This window comes from Sinomonas sp. (genome assembly GCF_051955515.1).
In the GTDB taxonomy this organism is placed as follows: Bacteria; Actinomycetota; Actinomycetes; order Actinomycetales; family Micrococcaceae; genus Sinomonas.
In genome coordinates, this window is sequence record NZ_JBQCGQ010000035.1 from 1 (window position 1) to 23,864 (window position 23,864).

Below are 23,864 nucleotides of genomic sequence, written 5' to 3' on the forward strand. Positions count from 1 at the left end.
CACAAGACGGCGCTCGAGAACGTCATCGAGGCGCCGATCCAGGTCAAGGGCCAGGACAAGGCCTCGGCCAAGAAGCGCGCGCTCGAGCTCCTCGATCGGGTGGGGCTCTCCGACCGGGCGAACCACTACCCCGCCCAGCTCTCCGGCGGCCAGCAACAGCGGGTCGCGATCGCCCGGGCCCTGGCGATGGACCCCGAGCTCATGCTCTTCGACGAGCCAACCTCCGCCCTCGACCCTGAACTCGTCGGCGACGGGCTCAACGTGATGAAGGACCTCGCGAAGTCCGGCATGACCATGGTCGTCGTCACCCACGAGATCGGCTTCGCCCGCGAGGTCGGGGACACCCTGACCTTCATGGACGGCGGTGTTGTCGTCGAGTCGGGCAACCCCCGCGACGTCATCGCCAACCCCCAGCACGAACGCACCCAGACCTTCCTCAGCAAGGTCCTCTGATGGAAGTCGAGCAGGTGGCCATGCCGGTTTCCGCGTCAGTGCTCCGCGAGGCAGAGCAGATCTTCGAGGAGGTGAGGGATTTGCGGCGGGCCCTTCACCGCCATCCTGAGTGCGGTCTGAATCTTCCGCTGACCCAGGGAGCGGTACTGCGCCGGCTGGCCCCGATGGACGCGCTCGAACTCACCGCAGGGTCCCGCCTGTCCTCGATCACGGCCGTGCTTCGAGGACAAGGGCCACTTCCCGCCGGGACCCGCCGACCGGTGGTGCTGCTCCGAGCCGACATGGATGCCCTTCCGATCATCGAGGACACAGGGCTCGAGTTCAGCTCGGAGAACGTCGGCGTGATGCACGCCTGCGGTCATGATCTCCACGCTGCCGCGCTCGTCGGGGCTGCAAGCGTCCTGCATGAACACCGTCGCGAACTCATCGCCGATGTCGTCTTCATGTTCCAGCCTGCCGAGGAGACCTACTTTGGCGCGAAGTACATGATCGAAGAGGGCGTTATCGAGGCGGCGGGCCGCCGTGCCGATGCGGCGTTCGGACTGCACGTCCAGGCATCCGATCTCCCCGCGGGCGTCTTCGCGTCCCGTCCCGGCCCACTCATGGCGGGCTGCGACGAGTTGCATGCCCGCGTCGTCGGATTGGGTGGGCACGGATCCACGCCTCATGTGGCCAAGGACCCTGTCCCTGTGGTGGCCGAGATCGTGCTTGCCCTCCAGACCCTTGCCGCGCGGGGCTACGACCCGTTCGATCCGGTCGTCATCACGGTCGGCCGAATCCAAGCTGGTAGTGCGGGGAACGTCATTCCCGACTTCGCCGAATTCGACGCCACGGTGCGGATGTTCTCGCCCCAACACCGAGAGCGTTTGATCTCGGACATTGAACGCATCTGCCAGGGCATCACCGCAGCCCATGGCCTGTCGGTCGAGTTGAGCTGGGCCGAGCCATACCCCGTTACCGTGGCGGACCCTGGAGAGAACGAGTACGCGGCATCCGTGGTCCGCGGCCTGTTGGGCGCGGAGTCCTATCAGGAGCTCAAGCACCCGTACAGTGCCTCCGAAGACTTCGCGCGGGTCCTGAGGGTAGTGCCGGGCACTTTCCTGAGTCTCGGCGCCCGTCCAATTCAGGATCATCCTCAAACCGCCGGCCTCCACTCGGCGCAGGTCACCTTCGACGAATCCGTCCTGCCCCGCGCCGTCGCCTGTCTGGCGAGCCTTGCGCTGAACCGTGAGCCGGTAATGCTCGGCGAGGGCGAAGACCTGCGGGAACGCAGCTCACTGCCGGAGTTTGAGGAGCTTCATGGTAATCCGGGAATCGACGCGCGCTATCGCGGGATCTCCCAGGAGCTGCGTGGTGAGCCAGCGTTCGAAGGCCGCTGAGTCGGTGACCTGGACGCGGATGAAGTAGTCGGGGAGGCCGAACATCCGGCGCAGCTCGGCGACTTCGGGCATGGCGGTCAGACGCGATTCGAAAGCTTCGACGGTGGCAAGGTCCTTCGCCACGAGATCGGCGTGGATGATGACCTCGAACGCCCGGCCGAGCGCCCCCGGGTCGACCGTCGCCGCATAACCGGTGATGACGCCGTCGGCCTCGAGGCGGCGCACTCGACGCAAGCATGGCGCCGGGGTGAGGCCCACGCGGGAAGCCAGCTCTTGGTTGGTCAAGCGGCCGTCCCGCTCCAATTGATCGATAATTGCGAGGTCGAGGGAATCCACGTGCTGATCCTTGCGTAAGAGGCAATTGGTCTGCAATAAGAAGCAATCACATTGCAGGAGATTAAAAATATCATTGCGATGTGAAAAGGATGGTGATCGGCGAGCGCTCCGAGCTTGGCGAGGTTGCGCGCCGCACGTGGGTGATCTGGGCCGGACTCTTCGCGCTGGGGGTCGGCTTCGGCGTCCTCGTCACGGGTCACGGCTTCCCCTGGTGGTTTGCACCCGTCATGTCGGCGAGCATGTTCGCCGGATCCGTCGAGTTCATTCTGGTAGGGATGCTCGCCGCGGGCGCCCCGTTGGCCGCTGTCGCGTTGACGACCTTCCTCGTCAACTCGCGTCACCTCTTCTACGGACTTTCCTTCCCGCTCCATCTGGTGCGCGGGCGGATGCGAAAGGCCTATAGCGTCTTCGCCCTGTGCGACGAGGCCTACGCGCTCACCGCCAATAGGGACCCGAACACGCTCACGAGCGGAAGCATTCTCTGGACTCAGCTCGGACTCCATGCGTCGTGGGCCCTTGGCGCGCTCAGCGGCGGAATCGCCGGAGCCTACCTGCTCAGCGGATTGAAGGGGATGGGATTCGTCCTCACCGCCTTGTTCATCGTGCTCACCATGGATGCCTTCCGTCAGAACCCGGATCGAATTGCCCTCAGCCTCGCGGTGGGGGCCGCGCTCGTGGCGCAACTCGTCCTCCCGGGGTCGATGGTCCTGGCCGCGATGAGCCTCTTCGCCGTTGCGCTCGTCACCCGGTCCAAACTTGCTCGCCCGCGCGATGTTCTCGCGGACAGCCGTGCCTGACGCAGGGTACATCGCCGCCGCCCTCGCGATCGCCGTCGTGATCACGGTGAGCCTTCGCGCTATCCCCTTCGGCTTGAGGGCGCTCCTGCGGCAATCCGCCCTCGTGGACAACCTCGGGCGGTGGATGCCCCTCGGAGCGGTCGCGATTCTTGCCGTCTACTGCTTGGCCGGCATCGGGGCCAGTGGTGTGCCAGGGGAGGCCGTAGGCGAGCTGTCGGGCGTCGCCGTCACGGTGGGAACGCACCTCTGGCGCCGCAACGCAGTCCTGAGCATCGCCCTCGGAGCGTTGGTGTGCTTGGTGATCGCGAACGTCCTTCCTTCATGATCCGGGTTCGGTTGCGGTGCAGGGGGCAATAGGGCTGGGAGGTTCCGAGCCGTGGGCCTCGTCCATTTCAGTCACACAGGAGGATGCCATCATGCTGGAGAAGCTTCAGGAGATGGGCGTTAAAAGCGAATATGCGTATATGGCCGGGTTTGGGTCCATCGGCCTCTCGTTCGTCTCGTGGGCAGTCAGCCGCGTCAATCCTCGCCATGACCGGGCACAGTCAGACCGCTGGGGGATTTTCGTAGGCCATTGGGCACCCACCTTCTTTGCCATCGGCATCGCCTTGCGTCTTGAGGAGAAGAAGAACCACTGACGCGGAGAGTCTGGATTGCGGTCTCCCGGACGAGGGGTGCCGTACCCTGACCGTGGTGTATCCCGTGGTGACGGGGGAGGAGTCCTTTTCCGTCGCGAAGGTCCTCCTTCTGACGATGATCGTCCGCACCATGCTGGCTCCGGCCGTGACGGGTGTTGAAGGGAGCGTCCCTTCCTCAGCGCCGAGACAGTCGCGATCGTCGGACAGCAGCAGGTGCGAGCCTACGACGAGGTGCTCAACGAGCATGACGGTGCCCACACGGTCGTATTCCAGAAGCCGAGTGCCCAGCTCAACTGGGGCGTACCTCGAAGCTTCGGCCACGATGGGGCCAGGGGCGCCGTCGCCTGGGTCGATCCGGACACTGGGATGGACTTCGCCTACACCATCTCGCGCGGTCCGTGGCCCGTGGGCGCGGACCCGCGGGCGATCATCATCGCCCGAGAACTCGACGCCCTGCTTGCCTGATTCCGATCCGCGAGGCTCTCGGGTGGCGGCGGGCTCTAGTACAGCTGGAGTATGGCCTCGAGGTCCATCGAACCATCGTCGCGACGAGTGGACAGGAGTCTTTCGTCCTGCGGTCAGTTCCGACCGCTTTCGAAGTCGCTGCGCCATAGGAACCATGCGAGCCCCAGAGCCACGGTGAGTGGGAGGATCACGGGTCCCAACGCGGGCCCCCATGAGAGGGCGAAGGCGCCAACGGAGAGTAGCACGGCGATCCGAAGGCGCGTGTGGAGGCGCCGACGGACAGCAAGTCTTTGGGGTGTTGAAGCGGACATCGTCGATCCTCGTGCAGTCAAGCCACGTTGTGCCACCAGCATCCCGCTGACGTGCGTGCTCCTGCAGAGCCCAAGGTCCCCGTGTCCGCACCGATAGCGACGATTGTGGTGACTGGCCGACCGAGATCGGACTTTCGGCCCAAGTCCTACAGGACAGCACGGTCCTACCCTTGCCTCATGAACGCGTGGCCCCTTGGGCGTTCGTTGAAGAGGGCGCCGATCGGCGCCCCGCGCACCATCCCCGTCTCGCTCGGGTTTGCTCTCCTGCTCGCGCTCTCGGGCTGCTTCGGCGGCGGTTCGGCCGCCCCCTCATCGTCCGCAGCCGCAAGCTCCACGTCGCCATCCCCGAGCGCGTCGTCGCCGAGCTCCCCAAGTTCGACGGCCTCCAGTTCCGCCACACCCTCTCAGCAGTCCAGTGCAGCGGGACAGCCGAGCGCGACGGCGAGTGCGCCGTCGTCGTCCGCTTCGTCGGTGCCAAGCAGCGCCGTCCCCGCGGCGGGCGGCGGCCTGCCCGAGCAGGTCGCCCAATTGGCGATCTACTACGTGGCCGTGGGCGACAACGGGGCGTCGGGTCCGCTCATTGGCTGCGGCGACAGCATCGTCGCGACGGCGACGCAACCGGTCCGCTTCACCGACCAGGTCGGCCCCGCCATCCGGACACTCCTCGCCAACCGCAGCAGGTCCGTGGGGATGTCGGGACTGGTCAATGTCCTGTCCCAGTCCTCGCTCAGCTATCTGGGCGGCAGCTTCGATGGCACGACCATCACCATCTACCTCACCGGCCAATTCAACCTTGCGGGCGAATGCGATATTCCACGTGCGAAGGCACAGCTCGAATACACCGCGATGGCGGCGGCCGGCGCTTCCCGAGCAGCCGTCTTCATTGACGGCAGGCCGATCGACGCCGTTTTGAGCCTCAAGTGAGCACCCACCGCGAGGTCATTGTGGACGGCGCGAATCCCATCCCGGTTGAACTCGAGCCCCTCCTGCATAGCCGACTCGTGGTGGAGAAGGCCGGAATCTGTCATCTCAGCGATGCGGGACGCGCTGCGGAGCGGGCGCTCCAGCGCGAGATCGAAGGCATCTGGGACCGGATGGTGGATGGGCTCGACGGCGACGACTACACCTACGTGGTCGAGACTCTCGAGACGACGATCGGCAGCCTTTCGGCCTGATAGTCCGACCCTCCCCAAGATGAGTGCTGCGCCAAGATCAGTGCCGCCCGTTATCCCGCTCGTTGCGCCAGAGCACCCACGCCAACCCGAGAGCGAAGACCATCGGGAACACGGCGAACCTGAAGACGAATTCGCCGCCGAAGCACACGATCGCGAAGGCAACAAAGCCGAGGCGCCACCAGCTGACACGCATCCATGTGGGCGGCACCACGGTGCGCTGAGAGACCACGGGCATAGGGGATCCTCCTCGTACAGCCCTTACCCCGTCCGCCGCCTTCTATGCTCGGCGCGTGCCGGGGGAGCCTGTCACGTCGGCCGGCTGAATCCTCGCTCTGAATCGAGAGGGTTTGCCCGAACGCGCCGTCGCTGCCCCCAGGTCTCCCGCGCCTCGGTGCAGGGGCTTTGTGCCGTAGGCAGAGCAAACGGGGGCTCTCACGATAGAAGCATGAGCACGGAATTCTCTCCGGGAGGGAGCGCCCGTAACGCTCCCCATGCTGCCCCCTCGGGGCATTCAAACTCCGACTTCTTCGCGTGGGTGCGTGGACTCGGCATCGTCCGGGGATCGGATCGATGGGCCGGGGGCGTGGCCTCCGGTCTTGCGCACCGTTGGAGGATAGACCCGATCCTCGTGAGGGGTCTTTTCATCGTGGTGGGACTGTTCCCCGGGATCGGCGTCCTGGCCTACGGCATCCTGTGGATGATCCTGCCGGAGCCTGACGGCCGCATCCACCTCCAGGACGCCGTGCACGGCCGGTGGACGAGCGGTATGACCGGGGCCCTCGTCACGATCATTGTGGGGTTGGGCGGCGCGCCGATCGTCTGGTTCGGCGATGCCCGGTGGACCGCGCCCATCTGGATTCTCCTGTGGGTCGGCGTCGCCTTCCTGGTCGTCTACGGGATCACCTCCTCGCGGCGGGTCCATAGAGCGGGCCCGGCCTCGTTCGCAGGAGCGCCGCCGGACGCTCAATCGCCACTGGGGGCACCCTATCTGTACGAACAGTCGGCGCCCCCTTCGGACCAGTCGGCCCCCGAGCAGCCTGCCTTCCCTCCGGCTGAGCCTTCTAGCGGGCCGCGCGCCTCGTACGGCTACACGCCGCCGCAGGTACCGCCGCGAGTGCAGCCGCCTCAGCCCGTCAGGCAGCACCGGCAGAGCGTGACCGGCTCGTATGTGGCCGTGGTCATGGGCCTCGCGGTCTTCATTCCGGGCGTTCTCCTGGGGCTGCAGATTTCGGGCTTCGCGGTCATCGACCCGAGCACAGGCGTCCTGTGGGCCCTCGCGGCCGGCATCATCGCGCTCGGCATCATCGTCGCGGGAATTAACGGCAGGACGTCCGGCGTCCTGTCCCTGTTCGCGGTTCTCGCACTCGCGGGGGGCATCATCACGCAGCCGGCCTACGACATCAGCCGCACACCGCGGTCGGTGACCTCGTCGCCGTCGACCGTTCAAGAGGCAACTCAGGGCTACACCATCACGGCTGCATCTGGGCTGCTCGACCTGCGGGCCCTCGACAATGCCGGCCCCCTGAGCTCCGATTCCGTGGTCCCCGTGGATGCCACCATGAGCCAGGTCCGCATTGAAATCCCCAAGGGCGTTCCGGTGAGGGTCCAAGCAGACGTGACGATGGGCAACGTTCAGTTCGGCAATCGGACATCGGCCGGCCTGACCACGAGCGACTCCCAGACGTACAACCAAGGCAGCTCCGGGGCGACGCTCGTGGTCGCCGTGCACGCCACCATGAGCAATGTCGAGATCGATCAGGAGCAATGAGATGAGCAGCCTTCAACCCGGGCCTTCCGGGAACGTGCAGGGACCGAGCGTTGGAACGATCGTCTGGGGAGGCGTTCTGGCGATCCTGGCCGGGCTCCTCGCACTCAGTCGGCTCGGCTGGCTGGTCCTGGAGCCTCGTTTCGCCGCGGTCACGCTGATCGTTCTGGCTGGCCTCGCGCTCCTTGTCGGGGGATTTCTGGCATCGCTCCGGAGCCGGAACGGGGACTCCGACGGGCGCGTGAAATAGCCGGGTCTACCGTTTCGTCGCTTCCCCAGACCGTTATGATCAGCCTGGCTGGACAAATCCTTCGCTAGGCGCAGAGCGGAATTGGGGATGGTAATGGAGCAGAGCAATCTGGGGCCGGGATGGTACCCGGCCCCAGATTTTCCCGGAAGACTCCGGTGGTGGGACGGACGCGGGTGGACTGGCTATTATCAGCCGCCCTTTTATCAGTCGACAGGCCGCGCCGCCGTTGCGGAGCGGCCGCGGCTTGTGCCGGAAGCGGCTGTCTATAACTGGGCGATGTGGGCCACGACGCTCCTGCCTTTCGCGGCTGGCCTTCTCGAAGTGCTGTGGTACCCGACGTTCCATTACCGGTATGTCGGTACCGGAAGTCGGCGAAGCCTGGTCCCGGACACCACCTCTTTGCTGACTCCTTCCTTTTTCATCGGGTTCATTCTCGTGTTGGTGGCGGCCTACGCGGCGTGGGGCCTTTCGGTCTGGTTCGCCTACGTGGATTGGAAGAGGCTCGAGCGGCTCGGTGTGGTTCGCCCGTTCCATTGGGCATGGACATTCCTCTCGCCGGCGGTCTACTGCATTGGGCGATCGGTCATCGTCTTCACCGTGGCGCGGCCCAGAGGACTTGCCCCCGTCTGGGTATTTGCCGGGGCTACCCTTGTCACTTCGATCCTTCTTGTGTGGAAGGCTGCAGCAGTTTTCGCAGCCGTTTCACCGGTGATGTCCGCCTGAGTTCGCGCACCATCAGCGGGCGTTGCTGAGTACGATCTCGAACGCAGTTCAAGCGCAGGGGCCGGGCGGTGCCAGCCCCCTGGTTGGTCGCGTCGCCCTTCGAAATGTGACCTGCCTCATGCTAAGGTCAGACTTTCTGAATCGGTTCAACCTCGCCCCTCGGAGAACCTCATGACGTCCTGGCACGCCCGCTTCATCACGCCGGATTCCGACTTCGGCAGTGCGCCCCTGTTGCGCGGGGAGTACCGCCTCGATGAGGGACATGGGGCGGTCGAGTCCGCTACGCTCCTCGTCTCCGCGTTCGGTGTTGTGGAGGCCTACGTCAACGGGCACCGGGCGTCGGAGGACCTGCTGACGCCCGGCTGGACGGCGTACGAATGGCGAGTGCGCTATGCGGCGCTGGATGTGACCTCGTTGGTCGGGCCCACCGCCGGCTCGGCGACGGTTCTTGGCCTCGCGCTTGGCAACGGCTGGTACCGCGGCCGCCTGACGTGGTCCGGCGGATCTGGCTTCTACGGGGAGGAACTGGCCGGTTTCGCTGAGCTTCGCATCCGGTTCGAGGACGGGCACGAGCAGGTCGTGGGAACTGACCCAACTTGGACCGCGGGACCGTCGGCAACCACTGCGAACGACCTCTACGACGGGCAGGACATCGATGCACGAAGGTACGACGACGGCTGGCTGGCTCCCGCCTTCACCTCGCCGGAGTGGGTGGGCGTCCACGTGCTCGACGACGATCTCTCCCGCCTCGAGCCGTACGTCGGGCCGGCCGTGCGCCGGGTCGCGGAACTGACGCCACTTCATGTGTGGGATGCGCCGTCGGGCAAGACGCTCGTGGACTTCGGGCAGAACCTGGTCGGCTGGGTCCGCGCGAGCGTCGCTGGTCGCCGCGGGTCGGTGGTGACCCTGCGGCACGCGGAGGTGCTCGAGCACGAGGAGCTGGGCACTCGACCGCTGCGCAGCGCGAGGGCCACGGATCATTTCACGCTCTCGGGTGGCGAGGACGTCTTCGAGCCAACTTTCACGTTCCACGGCTTCCGCTACGTTGAGGTGGAAGGGTGGCCCGGGGGCACCGAGGGGCTGCGCGCCGCGCTGGCAGCGGGAGGCGGCCTGATCGCCGTCGTGATCTCCTCGGACCTGCGGCGCATCGGACGCTTCGAGACGTCGAATCCGCTCCTCAATCGACTCCACGAGAACGCCGTGTGGGGCATGCGCGGGAACTTCGTGGACGTTCCCACCGACTGCCCGCAGCGCGACGAACGGCTGGGGTGGACCGGGGACCTCTCCGCTTTCGCGCCGAGCGCATGCTTCCTCTTCGACGTTCGGGACTTCCTTCGCGATTGGCTCCGCGATCTGGCTCTCGAACAGGAGCACCAGGACGGCATCGTGCCGTACGACGTTCCGGATGTCCTCAAGTACGTCCGGCGATCGTCTGGCGCCAGCAGGCAGGATACGACCGCGCTGTGGAGCGATGCCTCGGTCTGGGTCCCCTGGGCTGCCTGGATGGCGTACGGAGACCGACGGGTGCTCGAAGAGGCCTTCCCCTCGATGACCGCCCACGCGCGGCGGCTGCGGAGCAAGCTCTCGCGAAACGGGCTGTGGGATACAGGCTTCCAGTTCGGCGACTGGCTCGACCCGGAAGCGCCACCCCAGGACCCGGGCGCTGCGAAGGCGGACAAGCGCGTCGTGGCCACCCTGTGTGCCTATCACACGGCCGATCTAGTAGCTCGGGCCGCCGGAGTCCTCGGCGACGACCAGGCCGTGGCGGAGTTCCGCGAGATGGCCCGGTCGCTGCGTGCTGCCTTCAGGGAGCACTACGTTTCGGGCGGCGTGATCGAAAGCGACTGCGCCACGGTCTATGCGCTCGCCATCGTCTTCGGCATCCTCGACACCGAGGACCGCGGGGGCTCCGAGGACCGCGAATTCGCTGGCCGGCGCCTCGCCGAACTCGTTCGGGGCGCCGATCATCGAATTTCCACCGGCTTCGCCGGAACCGCCTTCGTCACCGACGCCCTCACCGCGACCGGGTACCTCGACGACGCGTACCGTCTGCTACTGCAGACCGAGTGCCCGTCCTGGCTGTATCCGGTGACGATGGGCGCGACCACGATCTGGGAGCGCTGGGACTCGATGCTTCCGGACGGGACGATCAACCCGGGGGAAATGACGAGCTTCAACCACTACGCTCTCGGGGCCGTGGTCGACTGGCTCCATCGCACCGTCGGAGGCCTGGCTCCGCTCGAGGCCGGCTACCGGCGCATCCTCATCGCGCCCCAACCCGGAGGGCATCTGGACTGGGCCAAGACGAGTCTCGAGACCCCGCAGGGTCTCGCCTCGGTGCGGTGGGAACGAGCCGGCGAGAAGGTGAGGGTCGCCGTCGTCGTCCCTCAAGGCACGGAAGCCGTGTTGCGGCTGCCGGGCGCACCCGAGGAGGTCGTGGGGCCGGGGACCCACGAGCGCGAGGCGCGCTATCCTGCAGCGCCGGTCGTCCAGAGTCGTACTACTTGGGGGTTGGAGGCGGAGGAGGTCCGATGAGCGCCGGCGGCGGCCCGTCGAACGGTCCGTGGTCGAAGAGGCCCAGCACCTTCTGCATGTAGAACGCCCACTGCGGACCCGCGATGTAGGCGCCGTCGATCACCGGCCAGAACCTGCCGTTGACCATGACGTTGCGGCCCAGATGGTCCTCGGGATTGCCGAGCGCCTCCCCGAAGTAGGACGCCGTCGAGAGCCCTCGGGTGTAGCCGATGAGCCAGGTCTCGCTGTTGAACTGGTTGGTTCCGGTCTTCGCCGCGTCCGGGACGCCGAGGTAGATGGTGTGCCCGGCGTCGTCCTTGATGTTGTAGCCGGAGCCCTTCGTGAGCACATCCTGGAGGACATTGGTGACGGCCTTGGCGACGTCGGGCTTGATGGCGTTCGGCTGGCACGTGGGCGCCTGCCCACCGATCTTCTTGCCCTGCGAGTCGATGACATCGGTGATGGAGATCGGCACGCAGTAGGTCCCGTTGCTCGCGAATGTCGCGTAGGCGTCTGCCATGGACAGCGGCGCCACGTTTGCTCCGCCGAGGAGGTTGCCGAGGGTGGACAGGTCGAGCTTCTGGCCGCCGCCCGCGCCGTCGTGCAGGCCCAGGCTGTCCGCAGCGCGCTGGATGTCGCAGAAGTCATTGAGGCCGGCAGCGGTGGCGAACAGCGCGGTGTTGCTGGACTGGTAGCTCCCCTCGCGCACAGACATCGGGAAGTACCAGCCGGGCTCGTCGTTCTGGAGATCGGGGGCCGTCCCGAGTCCGACCGTGGCGTCGTCGTAGGCGCCGGTGACCTTGCCGCAGCTGTCCTTCCATGGGTAGTTCAGGGGGTACACACGCCGTGCCGCGTCCACCACAGTGTTCGTGGCCTTCCCCTCGTTCAGCCACGCGGTGAGGGTGATCGGCTTCATCGCCGAGCCCGGCTGCATGCCCCCGGCACCCCCGAGGTCGTTCCCGTTGGCGTCCGCCTTGTCCACATTGAAGTTGTAGGACGTGACGAAGTCCTTGCCCTGGCCCGGCAGCATGCGCGTGTTCTGCGCCATCGCGAGGATCTTGCCCGTGCCGGGTTGGACCGTGACGAGCGAGGTGCCCCATTTGTCCGGGTTGGCGCCTGCGGTGGCATCGACCTGCGCTTGGGCCGGCCCTTGCAGCCGGGGATCGAGGGTGGTCTTGATGGTGAGTCCGCCCTGCATGACCCTCTGCAGGCGGTCGTCCTGCGTTGCTCCATACGCAGGGTCATTGAGGATCTGGTGGAGGACGTAGTCGCAGAAGTATTGCGCCTGCGATGCGTAGGCGCAGCCCTGCTTCGGTGGGTTCAGCTTGAGCTGGATGGGGGTGTTGACGGCCTCGTCGTGCTGCTGCTTGTTGATGTAGCCGTGTTCGAGCATGGCATCGAGCACGAGGTTGCGCCGTTGGATGGCATTGTCCGGATGCGTGGTCGGGTCGTAGACCGAGGGTCCGTTGACCACGCCGGCAAGGAGCGCGGCCTGGGGGAGGGTGAGGTCTTTGGCGTCGACGGAGAAGAAATACTGGCTCGCGGCCTCGATGCCGTAGGCGTTCGTGTTGAAGAAGACGATGTTGAGGTAGCCCTGAAGGATCTGGTCCTTCGTGTACTGCTTCTCGAGGGCAATGGAGAGCTTCATCTCGCGAAGCTTGTCTCCCACGCTCTTGTCGCCGTTCAGGTAGGTCTGGGCGTCGGCGCCCGAAGCGATCGCGTTCTCCTTGAGCACATTCGCCACATACTGCTGCGTCAGCGTCGATGCCCCCTGCCGGCCGCCCTGGAAGTTCGCCACGAGCGCCCGCACGATGCCCGTCGGGTCAACGCCGCCATGCTCGTAGAACCGGTAGTCCTCGATGGCCACGATGGCGTTCCTGATATTGGGGGACATCTGGTCGAGCGGGATCTGTGTGCGGTTCTCGTTGAACAGCGTGGCGATCTCGGACCCGTCGGCGGCGAGGACCTTGGTCACCTGGCCGGGTGGGGTCACTGAGAGGTCGCTGGGGAGACTGTCGAAGAACTGCGTCGACCCCAGAGTTGCCCCGCCGGTCACGGCAGCGGCCGGCAGGACAAGACCTGCTACCAACACGCCACAGAGGACGCTGACGATCAGGAAGGCAACAAGCCGTCCGATCGCTTTCGCCGCGTCCGCGACAAAGGCCATACAGCGGATTATAGAGACCGTTGCTGACGTTCGCCCGGTCCCGGCGCGTACGCATGGCGGCGGCCGGCAAAGGTGATGGCCAGCGCTGCCGCCGCGGGAAGCGCGGCCGCGAGCGGCAGGAGCTGGGCGCCGACGACGCCGAGGGCAGCCGCGCCGTACCACGCGCCGAGGGTTATCCCGAGTTGGATGGTCACCACAGTCAGCCCATTCGCGGCCTCGCCGTGGTCGCGTCCTGCGCGGAGGATGGCTGCCTGGTTGTAGATGCCGAGGGCGCCCACCCCGGCTCCCCATGCCGCCGTGAGCCCGAGGAGCCCGAACCACGTGGCGGCCAGGAACGGCATCAGGCAGAAGGCGATCACGATGACGGCGATGGTCACCAGCAGCGAGCGCCTCGGGAAGCGGTCCGCGGTCAGTCCCGCCGCCCAGATCCCCAGCAGACCGGCGACCCCCACCATCGACAGCGAGATGCCCGTACCTGCCTCGGGGAGCCCTACGGCCCGCACGAACAGCGCAATGTAGGTGAACAGTGCGAAGTGCGCGAAAAGCATGAGCGGCCACGCCGTGGCGACGGCCACCACGCCCGGCTGCCGGATGGCCATGCGGATCGAGGGCCTCGCCGCAGCCCCAGTGAGGGGGAGAGGCGGAAGCAGCCGCATGGCGAGGACGCCCAGAACGGCGGCGATGCCCGCGAGCACCAAGAAGGAGGTCCGCCAGGACATGATCCCGCCGAGCAGCGTTCCGAGCGGTGCGCCGACCGCCATCGCGATGCTGTTGCCGCTGAACACCACGGCCATGCCGCGCCCCATCGCCTCGGCCGGCACGATCCTCGCGACGTACGGCGCCATGCTCGACCACAGCAGCCCGTGCGCCACGCCGCCGAGCAGCCGCGCGCCCACAGCGAACGCGAGCTGCGGACTCAGGGCGAGCAGGACATTGCTGAGGGCGAAAAGCACGACGACGGAGACCAGCAGGCGCTTCCGGGGCACCCTTCCTGCCAGGAACTTCGAGAGGGGTACCGCCGTCACGACGATAACTACGGCGTACGCCGCCGTGAGCGAGCCGACGGCTGATTCCCCCACCCCGAGGTCGTGGCTGATCTGTGGGAGGAGTCCCGCGGGCAGCAGTTCGGTGGTGACGGCAGTGAAACCAAGCGCCGCGAGGACGAGCAGTGCCGCCCAGGGCATCTTCTTCCGTGGACGGGATCCGGACGGGCTGGCGGGTGAAGCCGGGGCGAGGGGCTGCTTCTCGGCAGCCATGGGCGGGTCCCTTCCGCAGGGTTCGCCCGCGGGCCGCCCCGCTGGTCTTTCAACGTGTTCCTCCAGAGAACCACGCCGGCGTCACATCTGCACGCTTGCCGGGTGGCACTGTTGGACCTAGGCACACCTGAACCCCTCGATGAACGGGACGGGCCGTGCCCGGAACCTCAGTCCCGTGCTACGGCGCCGAGCCGGGAGACGGTCGTGCGAAGGTCGCGGGCCGTGGCGCGGCCCGGGCGCAGGGTGTAACCGCTGTCGGTGTGCAGGAACAGCGCAGCGAAAACAAGCGCGACGGCGAGCCGCGCCGTCGACCCTGCTCCCTCTGAAGTGCCCGTGCGTTCCTCCGCCAATTGGATCACCCGACGGCGGAGTCCGGACGTCCACTGGTGCAGGGCAGCAAGGAGGTCGGGTTCCGCCCTGACCAATTCCCTGATGCGCTCCACGCCATCCTCGTCGGGGCTCGAGAGGCTTGCGATCAGTTCGCACAGGTCGTCCACGAGCGGCCCGTCGCTTGCAAGGAACTGCTGCTCGCTCTCCTCGGGGATTGCCGTCGTCGGCAATCCCATCGCTGCCGCTGCCTTGGACGGGAAGTAGTTGAAGAAGGTCCGTTCCGAGATCTCCGCCGCGGCGCAGATGTCGGCGACGGTGACGTGCGCGAGACCGCGGTCGGCAACGAGCGAATACGCGGCGTCGTGGATGGCGCGCCGCGTCTGCTGCTTCTTTCGTTCGCGGAGCGAGTCGGGCTTGTCGGTGATGAGCGGCTTGGTGGTCACGCTGGATTCCTGGGCTGGTGCGAGCGGGTGCTGGGCTCCCGCTGTGCAGCGGGAGCCCAGGCTGAGTCCTACGGCCGGTGGACCCGGATGGTGCCGGTGGCCGGGGCAGCCTGCGCCCCGGTCTCAGCGGCCGCTGCCGCCACGTAGACCTCGAGGTCCTCGGCGGTCTGCTGCTTGTCCGCCTGCTCCTGGAGGGCCGAGCGCTGGCGCAGCGGCGGCGTCTTGAAGAACCACGTCAGGATGAACGCGAGGATGATCACGCCGAGGCCCACCCAGTAGATGCTCACGGCCGAGGTGTTGAAGCCCACCATGAACGGCCGTGTGAGGCGTGCGTCCGCGCCCTTGAGGTACGAGGTGTCCGACGTCGCCGACGACGTCGAAGAGGATCCGTTCGACTTCGCATTGTTCAGCTGGTCGATCATGGTCGGGACGAGCTTGTCCACGATGGCGGCGCGCTGGGCCTGGTCGGAGAAATCGACCGCGAGCTTGCCGTCCACGATGCCGACGCCTGCCTTCTGCGCGGCGGCGGTGAGCGCCTGCTGCTCTGCGGTCGGCTTGGCCGCGGCGACCTGCTGGTCAATGATCGACTGCGCGGCTGCGGCAGGGACGCGCCCTGCTGCCACCTGCTGCTGGACGGCCGTGGTCACCTGCTTGGTGACCGCCTGGTCCGCGGCCTGCTTGGCCGCCGTCGTCCCCTGATCCAGGCTCGCCTGCATCTGGGTCTTGACCGGGGTGACGATCGGGTTCCAGAGCTGCTGCATGATCCCGGCGTTCGCCGGGTTGTTGGCGACCGACGGCGTGAGGGCCGCATCGAGGGCCGTGGTCAGGTCCGCCTTGTTCGTCATCGCCGAGGTGATGTTCAGCGGCATGACGGCGAAGAGCACCGAAAGCAGCACGGCCGTGCCGAGGGTGCCGCCGATCTGGCGGAAGAACGTGGCCGAGCTCGTCGCGACGCCCATGTCCTGGGGCGGGACCGAGTTCTGCGAGGCGAGCGTGAGGGACTGCATGAGCTGGCCGAGGCCAAGACCGATGAGGAACATGGCGATCATGAGGAACCACAGCGGCTTGTCGATGGTCATCGCAGTCAGCACCAGATAGCCGCACGCCGTCACAAACGTTCCGGTGATGGGGAAGATGCGGTACTTCCCGGTCCGCGCCACGATCTGGCCGGAGACGATCGAGGCGATCATGAGGCCGCCCACCATCGGCAGCGTCGCGAAGCCCGATTCGGTCGGGGTCAGCCCCGTGACCAGCTGGAGGTACAGCGGAAGCGTCAGCATGGCGCCGAACATCGCGAAGCCCACCAGGAAGCCGAGCACGGTGGCCATGGAGAACGTGTGCGAGTGGAACAGGCGAAGCGGGATGATCGCGTTCTCCTTCATGGCCCGCTCGATCAGGATGAAGGAGACGAGCCCCACGCCGCCGATGACGTAGCAGGAGATCGACCCGGCAGAGGTCCAGCCCCACTCACGGCCCTGCTCTGCGACGAGGAGGAGCGGGACGAGCGTGACGATGACCGCGGTGGCGCCCCACCAGTCGATGCGCGAGGTGGAGCGGTCATGGAACTTGGGCAGGTGCAGGAACGCGAGCACCATGCCGAGCGCGATGAGTCCGATCGGCACGTTCACGAGGAAGACCCAGCGCCAGCCGGAGATGAACAGAATCTGGCTCGCGCCGGAGAACACGCCGCCGACGAGGGGGCCGACCACAGAGGAGACTGCGAAGACCGCCAGGAAGTACCCCTGGTACTTGGCGCGCTCCCGCGGTGCGAGGATGTCGCCCATGATGGCGAGTGGCAACGACATGAGGGCGCCTGCTCCGATGCCCTGGAAGGCGCGGAATCCCGCGAGCATGAGCATGGACGTCGAGAAGGACGAGAGCATCGAGCCGACGATGAAGACGCCGAGGCCGAAGATGTACAGCGGGCGGCGGCCGAAGAGGTCCGACAGCTTGCCGTAGATCGGCGTCGCAATCGTCGAGGTGATGAGGTAGGCCGTGGTGACCCACGCCTGCTGGTCAAGGCCGTGGAGGTCGTCGCCGATGGTCCGGATCGCGGTGCCCACGATCGTCTGGTCGAGCGACGAGAGGAACATCCCGGCCATGAGGCCGTAGATGACAAGCAGGATCTGCCGGTGGGTCATCACCGGGCTCGCGACGGAGCCGACCGATGCATTGGACATGGAAGGAGAATCCGAATCTCTCAGAGGAACAAACCGAGGGGCCCTGGTGAGCGGCCAGAAGTTTGCAGACTCTGCAAGTTTACAGTATCTGCAAGCAGACGTCGTCCCACGATCCATGGAACGGCTGGGGGATTCCTGACAATCGAGTTTCCTCCCACCATGGCGGGGGAGTAGCTGAGCGTCGAGAATCTGAATTCAAGGAGGACCCGTGAAGGCACTGACGGTCAAGCCCGGCACGAAGGACTCATTGGAGCTGATCGATTTCGAGGAACCGCGCGAATCCGACGGGAGCGTTCTGGTCGAATCCCTGGCGGTGGGTCTCTGCGGGACCGATGCGGAGATCATCGGCGCTGAATACGGCGAGGCCCCTCCTGGCGAGGACCGGCTCGTCCTCGGCCATGAGAACCTCGGTCGCGTGCTGTCCGCGCCGAAGGGATCGGGGCTCTCGGAAGGCGATCTCGTCGTCGGCATCGTCCGCCGCCCAGACCCCGAGCCCTGCGCTGCCTGCGCCCAGGGACAGTGGGACATGTGCACCAACGGCTGGTACACCGAACATGGCATCAAGGGCCTGCACGGCTTCGCGCGGGAGCGGTACCGGGCGGACCCCGACGCGATCGTGAAGCTGGACTCCGGCCTCTCGAACGTGGGCGTCCTCCTTGAGCCCACGACGATCGTGGCCAAGGCATGGCAGCATGCTGAGGCGATCGGACATCGCGCCTTCTTCGATCCCAAGACCGCAGTGGTGACCGGCGCCGGGCCCGTCGGACTGCTTGCCACCCTCCTCGGCGTCCAGCGTGGTCTCGACGTCCACGTCTTCGACTTGGTGAAGGACGGGCCAAAGCCGGAACTCGTGCGGGGCCTCGGCGCCACCTATCACACCGAGAGCCTCACCGAGTCAGGTGTTCGCGCCGATGTTCTCATCGAGTGCACGGGCGTTCCCTCCGTGGTCATGGAGACCATCACCGTCCACGCGCTCAACGCCGTCACCTGCCTCACCGGCGTGTCCTCAATGGGGAAGAAGCTGCCGGTCGACGTGGGGGCCGCCAACAGGGAGGCTGTGCTCGGCAACGACGTCGTGTTCGGCAGTGTCAACGCCAATCGGGGACACTACGAGGCCGCGGCAAAGGCCCTGAAGGAGGCAGACGCAGAGTGGCTCGGACGTCTGATCACGCGCCGGGTCGCCCTCTCCGACTTCGACAAGGCCTTTGAGCGGCAGCCCACCGATGTCAAGGTCGTCCTCGACGTCAAGGAGGCCTAAGGGATGGGCCGAATCGAGGACTATGCGATCATCGGAGACCTCCACACCGCCGCGCTCGTGGGGAAGGACGGCTCGATCGACTGGCTGTGCCTGCCGAACTTCGACTCGCCCGCGTGCTTCGCGGCGCTGCTCGACGAGCCCAAGGCCGGCCGATGGCTCCTCGCCCCCGAAACGGGCGGCAACTGCACGAGGCGCTGGTATCGGCCGGACACTCTCGTCCTCGAGACCGAGTGGGAGACCGAGCAGGGCCAGGTCCGCATCATCGACTTCATGCCTCCGAGGGACGGGGTCGCGGACGTCGTGAGAATCGTGGAGGGCCTGCGCGGTTCCGTGAAGATGCACAGCGAGCTCATCCTGAGGTTCGACTACGGCCACATCGTCCCCTGGGTCCGCAGGAACCACACGGGGATGCACGCGGTTGCCGGCCCGGATTCTGTCTACGTGAGCAGTACGGCGCCGCTCCACGGCGAGCACATGCGCACCGTGAGCGAGTTCACCGTGACCGAGGGCGAGCGCGTCCCCTTCGTCCTCACCTGGGCGCCGAGCCACGAGCCCAGACCGCGCGACGTCGACGCCGACGAGGTTCTCGCGGGCACCACGTCCTACTGGAAGGAGTGGAGTTCGCGGACCAACGCAACCGGCCGGCACAGAGACGCGATCCAGCGCTCGCTCATCACGCTCAAGGCCCTCACCTACATGCCCACTGGGGGCATCGTGGCAGCGGCCACCACCTCGCTTCCCGAGCAGATCGGGGGCCCGAGGAACTGGGACTACCGGTACTGCTGGCTGCGGGACGCGACGTGGACGCTGCAATCCCTCATGGCCGCGGGGTACACCGACGAGGCGGCAGCCTGGCGGGACTGGCTCCTGCGCGCCGTGGCGGGCGACCCCGCGGACTTGCAGATCATGTATTCGCTCCACGGGGCGCGGCGGCTCACGGAGACCGAGCTGGACTGGCTGTCCGGCTATGAGGGATCGAGGCCCGTGCGAATGGGCAACGCGGCCGCGGGACAGTTCCAGCTGGACGTCTGGGGTGAGGTCCTCGATGGCCTGGCCCTGACGCGGAACGCCCTCCTGAAGGACGGCGACGAGTCGTGGGACCTCCAGACCGCGATCATGGAGCACCTCGAGAAGATCTGGGACCAGCCAGACAACGGGCTCTGGGAGATGCGAGGCCCACGGCGTCACTTCACCCACTCCAAGGTCATGGCCTGGGTGGCCGCGGACCGCATGGCCAAGGGTGTGCGGGAATCGGGACTGCCCGGTCCAGCAGACCGTTGGGAGGACCTTCGCGACAGGATCCACGCCGACGTCATGGAACGCGGATTCGACAAGGAGAGGAACACCTTCGTCCAGTCCTACGGCAGCACGGAGCTCGACGCGAGCCTGCTGCTGATCCCACGGGTGGGCTTCCTCCCGCACGACGACCCCCGGGTCATCGGAACCATCGAGGCCATCCAACGCGAGCTCACGCAGGACGGCTTCGTGCTCCGCTACCGGCCGGAGGACAGCGACGACGGCCTCCCTGGCAAGGAGGGCGTGTTCCTCGCGTGTTCGTTCTGGCTCGTGGACGCGCTCCTCGGTGCGGGGCGAACAGACGAAGCCGCGGAGCTCTTCGAACGGCTGGTGGACCTCCGGAACGACGTCGGACTGTTCAGCGAGGAGTGGGACCCGAGCGCCAACCGGCAGCTCGGGAACACCCCTCAGGCCTTCAGCCATTTCGCGTTCATTAACACGGCCCTGCAGCTCCATCAGGGCAAGGCGCGCCACAGCAACGCACCCATGCACGGACACAGCAAGGAGTGAAAGCAGGGGTTCCTACTACCAGCGATGGGCCACCTCGACCACTAGCCGAGAGCCGCCGTCGGGCCCGTCCAGGAGGCAGACCCGGAACGGCAGGTGCGCGCGCCCAACCCGAGCCCCGCTCCGCGGGCACGGAAAGTAACTGCGCGGCCATTGGTGATTCGTTCGCGCGACACCTCCGAGGCCGGGCTGTGACGCCCCTTTTGGAGCCCCCGGATTGGCCGAACGCTCCGACCGGATGCAAGGCTGGGGTGATGGCCATAGCTGGAAGTCTCAGGCCCATCGTCAGTCGCAGCCGCCTCGGCCTCGCCGCCAAGACCGCCTTGGCCGCGGGGCTCGCTTGGGCGCTTGCGCCGCTCGTTCCCGGTCCCGCCGCACACTACGCGTACTACGCGCCGCTCGGTGCTCTCGTCAGCATGTACCCCACGGTCGCCGACTCGGCGCGCCACGGGCTCCAGAGCCTCCTCGGCTTGGGCCTCGGCGTGGGGCTCGCGCTCGTCGTCGCAAATTTCACGGAGGCAAGTGCGCTCGCGGTGGCCGTCGTCGTCGGCCTTGGTGTGCTGATCGGAGGCCTGCCCAAGATGGGCGCCGCGAGCGACTGGGTTCCCATGGCGGCGCTGTTCGTGCTGGTCATCGGCGGTCAGAGCGCCGATACGTTCTCTCTCGCCTACGTGCTCCAGATGGCGATCGGCGTTGCCATCGGCTTTTCTGTCAACTGGCTGATCCTGCCCGCGCTTCACTTCGACGCGGTGACCTCCTCCTTCGGCAAGCTGCGCGGCGCGCTCGCCAGCCAGCTCGAGGACATGGCGAGCGCGATGACGGAGGAATGGCCGCCCGATCACAGCGAGTGGGCGGAGCGGGACGCTCTGCTGGGGCGGACGGCCTCGGACGTGCGCCGGGCGGTGCACCGGGCAGAGGACAGCGCGCGGGCGAACCACCGACGACGGCGGCATCCGCGGGACCTCGCGCAGGACCTCAGGCACCTTCGGGCAGTGGAGCGGGTCACCTTCCAGGTGCAGGACATCACCGACGTGCTCTCGAGCGCCATCTGGGAGGAGCGGGCCGGGACCAGCGTGCCGCCCGATCTCGCACAGAAGCTGGCGGGCGGCCTGGCCAGCACCGCTGCATTGGTGCGCGGCTGGGACGACGGCGAGCGGCTGCCACAGCTCGTGGACGAGGCTCAGGAGGCGGTCGACGGCGTGAGTTCGGCCTTGCGCGCAGCGGCCGCTCGCGAAGCCTCGGTCAATGCGACGGCATCGGTGGCCATGAGCCTGCGGCGGGTCATCGGGATCGTGGGCAGGACGGCGGAGTCCAAGGCCGCGGCGTGAACTTTCAGCTCTGCGCGCTCTGCTCCCCGGGCCGGAGGGCGGAGGACGCGGGGACGCCCGAGGCCTCCTGCATCCCGCCGATGACCGCGGAGACGGCCTCCTGCGAGGTGCGGCGCGGCTCCCACCCGAGCTCCGTCCGAGCCCGGGTGGTGTCCATGACCGGCACCTGCAAGGCCATGTCGATCCAGCCGGGATCGCTGCGCTGAAGCCGCAGCTCCCACGACGCCCATACAAGGGCGCGAAGGGCCGCTCCCGGAACTGGCACCGACCGCGCCGCGCCGACGACGGGAGGCAGCGTGGAAGGGTCTAGGACCGGCTCTGCTGCGATGTTGAACGCACCCTTGGCGCGGGAGGCGAGGACCAGGGCGTAGGCCTCCGCGGCATCCTCGGAATGCACGGCCTGGAAGATCATCTGCGGCGGCATCGGCAGAACCGGCACGCGCACCCGTGCGATCTGCTGCGGGATGAACGGCCCCAAGAAGTACCGCCCCACCTCCGAGGCTTGGCTGGACTGGAAGATCAGACCGGGCCGCAATCGGGCGACTGCCATCTCCGGATGCGCCGCTTCGACGTCGTCCAGAATCCGCTCGACTGCGGCCTTCTGCCGGCTGTAGTGCGACGTGTGGAGTCCGCCCGTCGGCCAGTTCTCCCTGACGCGTCGATCCTTCGGGCCCGCGCTGTAGGCGCCGACCGAGGAGGCATAGACGAGATGGCCAACGCCCGCGGCCGCGGCGGCCTCGAAGACCTGGGAGCTTCCATCCACGTTGACCCGGTGCAGCGTGGACACACGATGGTTGGGCTGGATGATCCAGGCGAGATGGACGACGGCGTCGCACCCCTCGAAGGCATCCCTCAGCTTCCCGGGGGCATCGGCTGACCCCACCTCGATCTCGTGCCAGCTCGCATACCGATACGGCTCTGCGGCGACGTCGGGTGCCCGGCGGCCCACGCCGACGAGTTCGTGGCCACCCGCCGCCGAGAGAACCCGCAGCAGGGCTGTGCCGACATTTCCACTGGCACCCACGACGGCGATGCGCATGTCCCGCTCCTTCTTCGAAATCGATCTCCTCCCGTGCTCCTGCCCACTTGGGCCGATGGGCAAGCAGACGCGCGGGCTCTGGTTCCTGTCGGACCCGTCGCCTAGAGTCGGCGCATGAGCGAGACGAATGCGGGACAGCGTCAAGATGTCGTGGACATCCTCACGGCCGACCACCAGGAAATGATCGACCTCATCGCAACAATCGAAGGGGCGCCGGACTCCGCGCAGCGCCGGGATCTGGCGGATACCGTCATCGCCGAGGTGATGCGCCATGCGGTGGCCGAGGAGATGTACGTGTACCCGGCCGTCGAGGAGCACGTCCCGAACGGCAAGGAGGAGGTGGAGCACGACCAGGGTGAGCATCAGGAGCTCGTCGAGCTCATGAAACGCCTCGAGGGCCTCGACGCCGCCGAGCAGGCCTTCCTCGATCTCGTCCACGAGTTCGAAGCCAAGCTGCGTCACCACGCGCATGACGAGGAGGACGAGCAGTTCCCCAAGCTCCGCGAGCACATCCCGGAAGACCAGCTCGTGGAGCTCGGCGAGAAGGTGCAGACGGCCAAGAAGCTCGCGCCGACGCGTCCCCACCCGCACGCCCCGCACTCGGAGCTCTTCCACAAGACCATCGGACCCGGAGTGGGCATGGTCGATCGCCTGCTGGACAAACTCAAGGGGCGGCACGAGTAGGGTGAGAGGTGTCGCTTGATCAGATCCTTGAGCTGCCCTTCGAGGTTGCCGTCGCTGCCCTGTTCGTCGTCGTCTTCTGCCGGACGAACGCGGTCTACTGGGTGGGCAGGGGTCTCTCGGCCGGCTACGGGCGCACCCGCCTTGCCAACCGATGGAGCGGGCGGAGTCTAGCTGGGGCGCGGCGCCTCATCGACCGCTACGGGCCCGTCGCCGTCGTCCTGACGTTCCTGACGGTCGGCCTGCAGACTGCGGTGAATCTCGCCGCGGGCATGGGACGGATGCGCCTGCGATACTACATCCCGGCCACGATCGTGGGATCGACAGCGTGGGCGCTTCTCTATGCCACGGTGGGCCTCGCCGCGGTAGACCTCATCCTCGACCGCGCTGCCGGATCGCCGTGGGCCTGGGCGGTCGCCGCAGCGGCGGGGGCCGCCGTCGTCGTCCGCCTCGCTGCCTCCCTCCGCCGGCGCAAGCGCCCGGCGGAGGCTACTAGGGTTGATGCGTGACTGAGACGGAGCAGGAGAGCGAGCCCCTCGAGCTCGCCCACGGCGACTTCTACTACGAGTACCT

25 protein-coding genes and 1 pseudogene are annotated in these 23,864 nt (G+C 67.0%); 17 read left to right on the plus strand and 9 right to left on the minus strand.

The annotated features are described in order from the left end of the window. Together ACTHL9_RS01705 and ACTHL9_RS01710 are read left to right on the plus strand one after the other, a co-directional pair. Positions 1-453, plus strand: a 453-nt coding sequence (locus tag ACTHL9_RS01705) for an amino acid ABC transporter ATP-binding protein (RefSeq protein WP_440516898.1), incomplete at its 5' end; no start/stop codon positions are given. Then, positions 453-1,832: a M20 metallopeptidase family protein gene (locus ACTHL9_RS01710; RefSeq protein ID WP_440516899.1), complete on the plus strand. Its 1,380-nt coding sequence runs from the start codon at positions 453-455 to the stop codon at positions 1,830-1,832. The genes ACTHL9_RS01705 and ACTHL9_RS01710, both read left to right, overlap by 1 nt. Here ACTHL9_RS01710 and ACTHL9_RS01715 read toward each other — a convergent pair. Beyond that, positions 1,728-2,168: an Lrp/AsnC family transcriptional regulator gene (locus tag ACTHL9_RS01715; protein ID WP_440516900.1), complete on the minus strand. Its 441-nt coding sequence runs from the start codon at positions 2,166-2,168 to the stop codon at positions 1,728-1,730. The two genes, ACTHL9_RS01710 and ACTHL9_RS01715, sit on opposite strands and share 105 nt — an antisense overlap. A gap of 89 nt (positions 2,169-2,257) precedes the next feature. Here ACTHL9_RS01715 and ACTHL9_RS01720 point away from each other — a divergent pair, with 89 nt between their 5' ends. The 4 genes from ACTHL9_RS01720 (at position 2,258) to ACTHL9_RS01735 (ending at position 4,068) form a co-directional block, all read left to right on the plus strand. Continuing rightward, on the plus strand, positions 2,258-2,965 hold the full coding sequence (locus ACTHL9_RS01720) for an AzlC family ABC transporter permease (RefSeq protein ID WP_440516941.1): 708 nt from the start codon (positions 2,258-2,260) through the stop codon (positions 2,963-2,965). After that, a complete protein-coding gene (locus tag ACTHL9_RS01725) occupies positions 2,958-3,290 on the plus strand; it encodes a branched-chain amino acid transporter permease (protein WP_440516901.1) in 333 nt (110 codons plus the stop codon). The genes ACTHL9_RS01720 and ACTHL9_RS01725 overlap by 8 nt, the downstream gene beginning before the upstream one ends. Before the next feature lie 91 nt (positions 3,291-3,381). Further along, positions 3,382-3,603 carry a hypothetical protein gene (locus ACTHL9_RS01730; protein WP_440516902.1) on the plus strand — a complete coding sequence of 74 codons (222 nt, stop codon included), beginning with the start codon at positions 3,382-3,384 and terminating at the stop codon, positions 3,601-3,603. 213 nt (positions 3,604-3,816) lie between these two features. Further along, on the plus strand, positions 3,817-4,068 hold the full coding sequence (locus ACTHL9_RS01735; protein ID WP_440516904.1) for a hypothetical protein: 252 nt from the start codon (positions 3,817-3,819) through the stop codon (positions 4,066-4,068). Positions 4,069-4,543: 475 nt separating this feature from the next. Here the strand turns inward: ACTHL9_RS01735 and ACTHL9_RS01740 are convergent, their stop codons facing one another. Continuing rightward, positions 4,544-4,777, minus strand: a complete 234-nt coding sequence (locus ACTHL9_RS01740) for a hypothetical protein (RefSeq protein WP_440516906.1) — start codon at positions 4,775-4,777, stop codon at positions 4,544-4,546. Between the two features lie 73 nt (positions 4,778-4,850). Here ACTHL9_RS01740 and ACTHL9_RS01745 point away from each other — a divergent pair, with 73 nt between their 5' ends. Both ACTHL9_RS01745 and ACTHL9_RS01750 read left to right on the plus strand, forming a co-directional pair. Next, positions 4,851-5,303, plus strand: a complete 453-nt coding sequence (locus tag ACTHL9_RS01745) for a hypothetical protein (RefSeq protein ID WP_440516908.1) — start codon at positions 4,851-4,853, stop codon at positions 5,301-5,303. Further along, entirely contained in the window at positions 5,300-5,554 is a 255-nt protein-coding gene (locus tag ACTHL9_RS01750) for a hypothetical protein (RefSeq protein WP_440516910.1), read from the plus strand. Before ACTHL9_RS01745 ends, ACTHL9_RS01750 begins: the two co-directional genes overlap by 4 nt. 37 nt (positions 5,555-5,591) lie before the next feature. On the opposite strand, the gene ACTHL9_RS01755 is transcribed toward ACTHL9_RS01750, so the two are convergent. Beyond that, positions 5,592-5,789, minus strand: a complete 198-nt coding sequence (locus ACTHL9_RS01755; protein WP_440516912.1) for a hypothetical protein — start codon at positions 5,787-5,789, stop codon at positions 5,592-5,594. Positions 5,790-5,999: 210 nt separating this feature from the next. On the opposite strand from ACTHL9_RS01755, the gene ACTHL9_RS01760 reads away from it, so the two are divergent. The 4 genes from ACTHL9_RS01760 to ACTHL9_RS01775 all read left to right on the plus strand — a co-directional run bounded on the left by ACTHL9_RS01760 (position 6,000) and on the right by ACTHL9_RS01775 (position 10,827). Further along, positions 6,000-7,322 carry a PspC domain-containing protein gene (locus ACTHL9_RS01760; protein ID WP_440516914.1) on the plus strand — a complete coding sequence of 441 codons (1,323 nt, stop codon included), beginning with the start codon at positions 6,000-6,002 and terminating at the stop codon, positions 7,320-7,322. Position 7,323: 1 nt separating this feature from the next. Continuing rightward, on the plus strand, positions 7,324-7,569 hold the full coding sequence (locus ACTHL9_RS01765) for a hypothetical protein (protein ID WP_440516916.1): 246 nt from the start codon (positions 7,324-7,326) through the stop codon (positions 7,567-7,569). A 93-nt stretch (positions 7,570-7,662) separates the two neighbouring features. Continuing rightward, a complete protein-coding gene (locus ACTHL9_RS01770) occupies positions 7,663-8,292 on the plus strand; it encodes a DUF2510 domain-containing protein (RefSeq protein WP_440516918.1) in 630 nt (209 codons plus the stop codon). A 171-nt stretch (positions 8,293-8,463) separates the two neighbouring features. Then, complete coding sequence (locus ACTHL9_RS01775; protein ID WP_440516920.1) at positions 8,464-10,827, plus strand: family 78 glycoside hydrolase catalytic domain; 2,364 nt, start codon at positions 8,464-8,466, stop codon at positions 10,825-10,827. Here the strand turns inward: ACTHL9_RS01775 and ACTHL9_RS01780 are convergent. From ACTHL9_RS01780 to ACTHL9_RS01795, 4 genes are all read right to left on the minus strand, one after another. Then, positions 10,793-12,973 (minus strand): transglycosylase domain-containing protein, encoded by a 2,181-nt coding sequence (locus ACTHL9_RS01780; protein WP_440516922.1) that lies wholly within the window; start codon positions 12,971-12,973, stop codon positions 10,793-10,795. The genes ACTHL9_RS01775 and ACTHL9_RS01780 overlap by 35 nt on opposite strands. Positions 12,974-12,981: 8 nt before the next feature. Next, complete coding sequence (locus ACTHL9_RS01785; RefSeq protein ID WP_440516924.1) at positions 12,982-14,157, minus strand: MFS transporter; 1,176 nt, start codon at positions 14,155-14,157, stop codon at positions 12,982-12,984. A gap of 239 nt (positions 14,158-14,396) precedes the next feature. Continuing rightward, on the minus strand, positions 14,397-15,002 hold the full coding sequence (locus tag ACTHL9_RS01790) for a TetR/AcrR family transcriptional regulator (RefSeq protein ID WP_440516926.1): 606 nt from the start codon (positions 15,000-15,002) through the stop codon (positions 14,397-14,399). Positions 15,003-15,070: 68 nt separating this feature from the next. Further along, entirely contained in the window at positions 15,071-17,182 is a 2,112-nt protein-coding gene (locus ACTHL9_RS01795; protein ID WP_440516928.1) for an MDR family MFS transporter, read from the minus strand. A 208-nt stretch (positions 17,183-17,390) separates the two neighbouring features. Here ACTHL9_RS01795 and ACTHL9_RS01800 point away from each other — a divergent pair, with 208 nt between their 5' ends. Both ACTHL9_RS01800 and ACTHL9_RS01805 read left to right on the plus strand, forming a co-directional pair. Continuing rightward, positions 17,391-18,440, plus strand: coding sequence for a glucose 1-dehydrogenase (locus ACTHL9_RS01800; protein WP_440516929.1), 1,050 nt, complete (start codon positions 17,391-17,393; stop codon positions 18,438-18,440). 3 nt (positions 18,441-18,443) lie between these two features. Next, entirely contained in the window at positions 18,444-20,246 is a 1,803-nt protein-coding gene (locus tag ACTHL9_RS01805; RefSeq protein ID WP_440516931.1) for a glycoside hydrolase family 15 protein, read from the plus strand. Between the two features lie 15 nt (positions 20,247-20,261). On the opposite strand, the pseudogene ACTHL9_RS01810 reads toward ACTHL9_RS01805, so the two are convergent. After that, positions 20,262-20,348: pseudogene (locus ACTHL9_RS01810) on the minus strand (AMIN-like domain-containing (lipo)protein); the annotation flags it as partial. A gap of 149 nt (positions 20,349-20,497) precedes the next feature. On the opposite strand from ACTHL9_RS01810, the gene ACTHL9_RS01815 reads away from it, so the two are divergent. Further along, positions 20,498-21,571 (plus strand): aromatic acid exporter family protein, encoded by a 1,074-nt coding sequence (locus ACTHL9_RS01815; protein ID WP_440516933.1) that lies wholly within the window; start codon positions 20,498-20,500, stop codon positions 21,569-21,571. Between the two features lie 4 nt (positions 21,572-21,575). On the opposite strand, the gene ACTHL9_RS01820 is transcribed toward ACTHL9_RS01815, so the two are convergent. Then, a complete protein-coding gene (locus ACTHL9_RS01820) occupies positions 21,576-22,610 on the minus strand; it encodes an NAD-dependent epimerase/dehydratase family protein (RefSeq protein WP_440516935.1) in 1,035 nt (344 codons plus the stop codon). 114 nt (positions 22,611-22,724) lie between these two features. Here ACTHL9_RS01820 and ACTHL9_RS01825 point away from each other — a divergent pair, with 114 nt between their 5' ends. Both ACTHL9_RS01825 and ACTHL9_RS01830 read left to right on the plus strand, forming a co-directional pair. Continuing rightward, complete coding sequence (locus tag ACTHL9_RS01825; RefSeq protein WP_440516937.1) at positions 22,725-23,294, plus strand: hemerythrin domain-containing protein; 570 nt, start codon at positions 22,725-22,727, stop codon at positions 23,292-23,294. Positions 23,295-23,302: 8 nt separating this feature from the next. Then, a complete protein-coding gene (locus tag ACTHL9_RS01830; RefSeq protein WP_440516939.1) occupies positions 23,303-23,800 on the plus strand; it encodes a DedA family protein in 498 nt (165 codons plus the stop codon). Positions 23,801-23,864 lie beyond the last annotated feature (64 nt).

What these genes read in the sequence shown, in the direction of transcription:
- ACTHL9_RS01710 (WP_440516899.1), top strand. Translation starts at nt 453, where the DNA reads ATGGAAGTCGAGCAGGTGGCCATGCCGGTTTCCGCGTCAGTGCTCCGC.
- ACTHL9_RS01720 (WP_440516941.1), top strand. Translation starts at nt 2,258, where the DNA reads ATGGTGATCGGCGAGCGCTCCGAGCTTGGCGAGGTTGCGCGCCGCACG.
- ACTHL9_RS01730 (WP_440516902.1), top strand. Translation starts at nt 3,382, where the DNA reads ATGCTGGAGAAGCTTCAGGAGATGGGCGTTAAAAGCGAATATGCGTAT.
- ACTHL9_RS01755 (WP_440516912.1), bottom strand. Translation starts at nt 5,789, where the DNA reads ATGCCCGTGGTCTCTCAGCGCACCGTGGTGCCGCCCACATGGATGCGT.
- ACTHL9_RS01760 (WP_440516914.1), top strand. Translation starts at nt 6,000, where the DNA reads ATGAGCACGGAATTCTCTCCGGGAGGGAGCGCCCGTAACGCTCCCCAT.
- ACTHL9_RS01765 (WP_440516916.1), top strand. Translation starts at nt 7,324, where the DNA reads ATGAGCAGCCTTCAACCCGGGCCTTCCGGGAACGTGCAGGGACCGAGC.
- ACTHL9_RS01770 (WP_440516918.1), top strand. Translation starts at nt 7,663, where the DNA reads ATGGAGCAGAGCAATCTGGGGCCGGGATGGTACCCGGCCCCAGATTTT.
- ACTHL9_RS01775 (WP_440516920.1), top strand. Translation starts at nt 8,464, where the DNA reads ATGACGTCCTGGCACGCCCGCTTCATCACGCCGGATTCCGACTTCGGC.
- ACTHL9_RS01780 (WP_440516922.1), bottom strand. Translation starts at nt 12,973, where the DNA reads ATGGCCTTTGTCGCGGACGCGGCGAAAGCGATCGGACGGCTTGTTGCC.
- ACTHL9_RS01785 (WP_440516924.1), bottom strand. Translation starts at nt 14,157, where the DNA reads ATGCCCTGGGCGGCACTGCTCGTCCTCGCGGCGCTTGGTTTCACTGCC.
- ACTHL9_RS01795 (WP_440516928.1), bottom strand. Translation starts at nt 17,182, where the DNA reads ATGTCCAATGCATCGGTCGGCTCCGTCGCGAGCCCGGTGATGACCCAC.
- ACTHL9_RS01805 (WP_440516931.1), top strand. Translation starts at nt 18,444, where the DNA reads ATGGGCCGAATCGAGGACTATGCGATCATCGGAGACCTCCACACCGCC.
- ACTHL9_RS01815 (WP_440516933.1), top strand. Translation starts at nt 20,498, where the DNA reads ATGGCCATAGCTGGAAGTCTCAGGCCCATCGTCAGTCGCAGCCGCCTC.
- ACTHL9_RS01820 (WP_440516935.1), bottom strand. Translation starts at nt 22,610, where the DNA reads ATGCGCATCGCCGTCGTGGGTGCCAGTGGAAATGTCGGCACAGCCCTG.
- ACTHL9_RS01825 (WP_440516937.1), top strand. Translation starts at nt 22,725, where the DNA reads ATGAGCGAGACGAATGCGGGACAGCGTCAAGATGTCGTGGACATCCTC.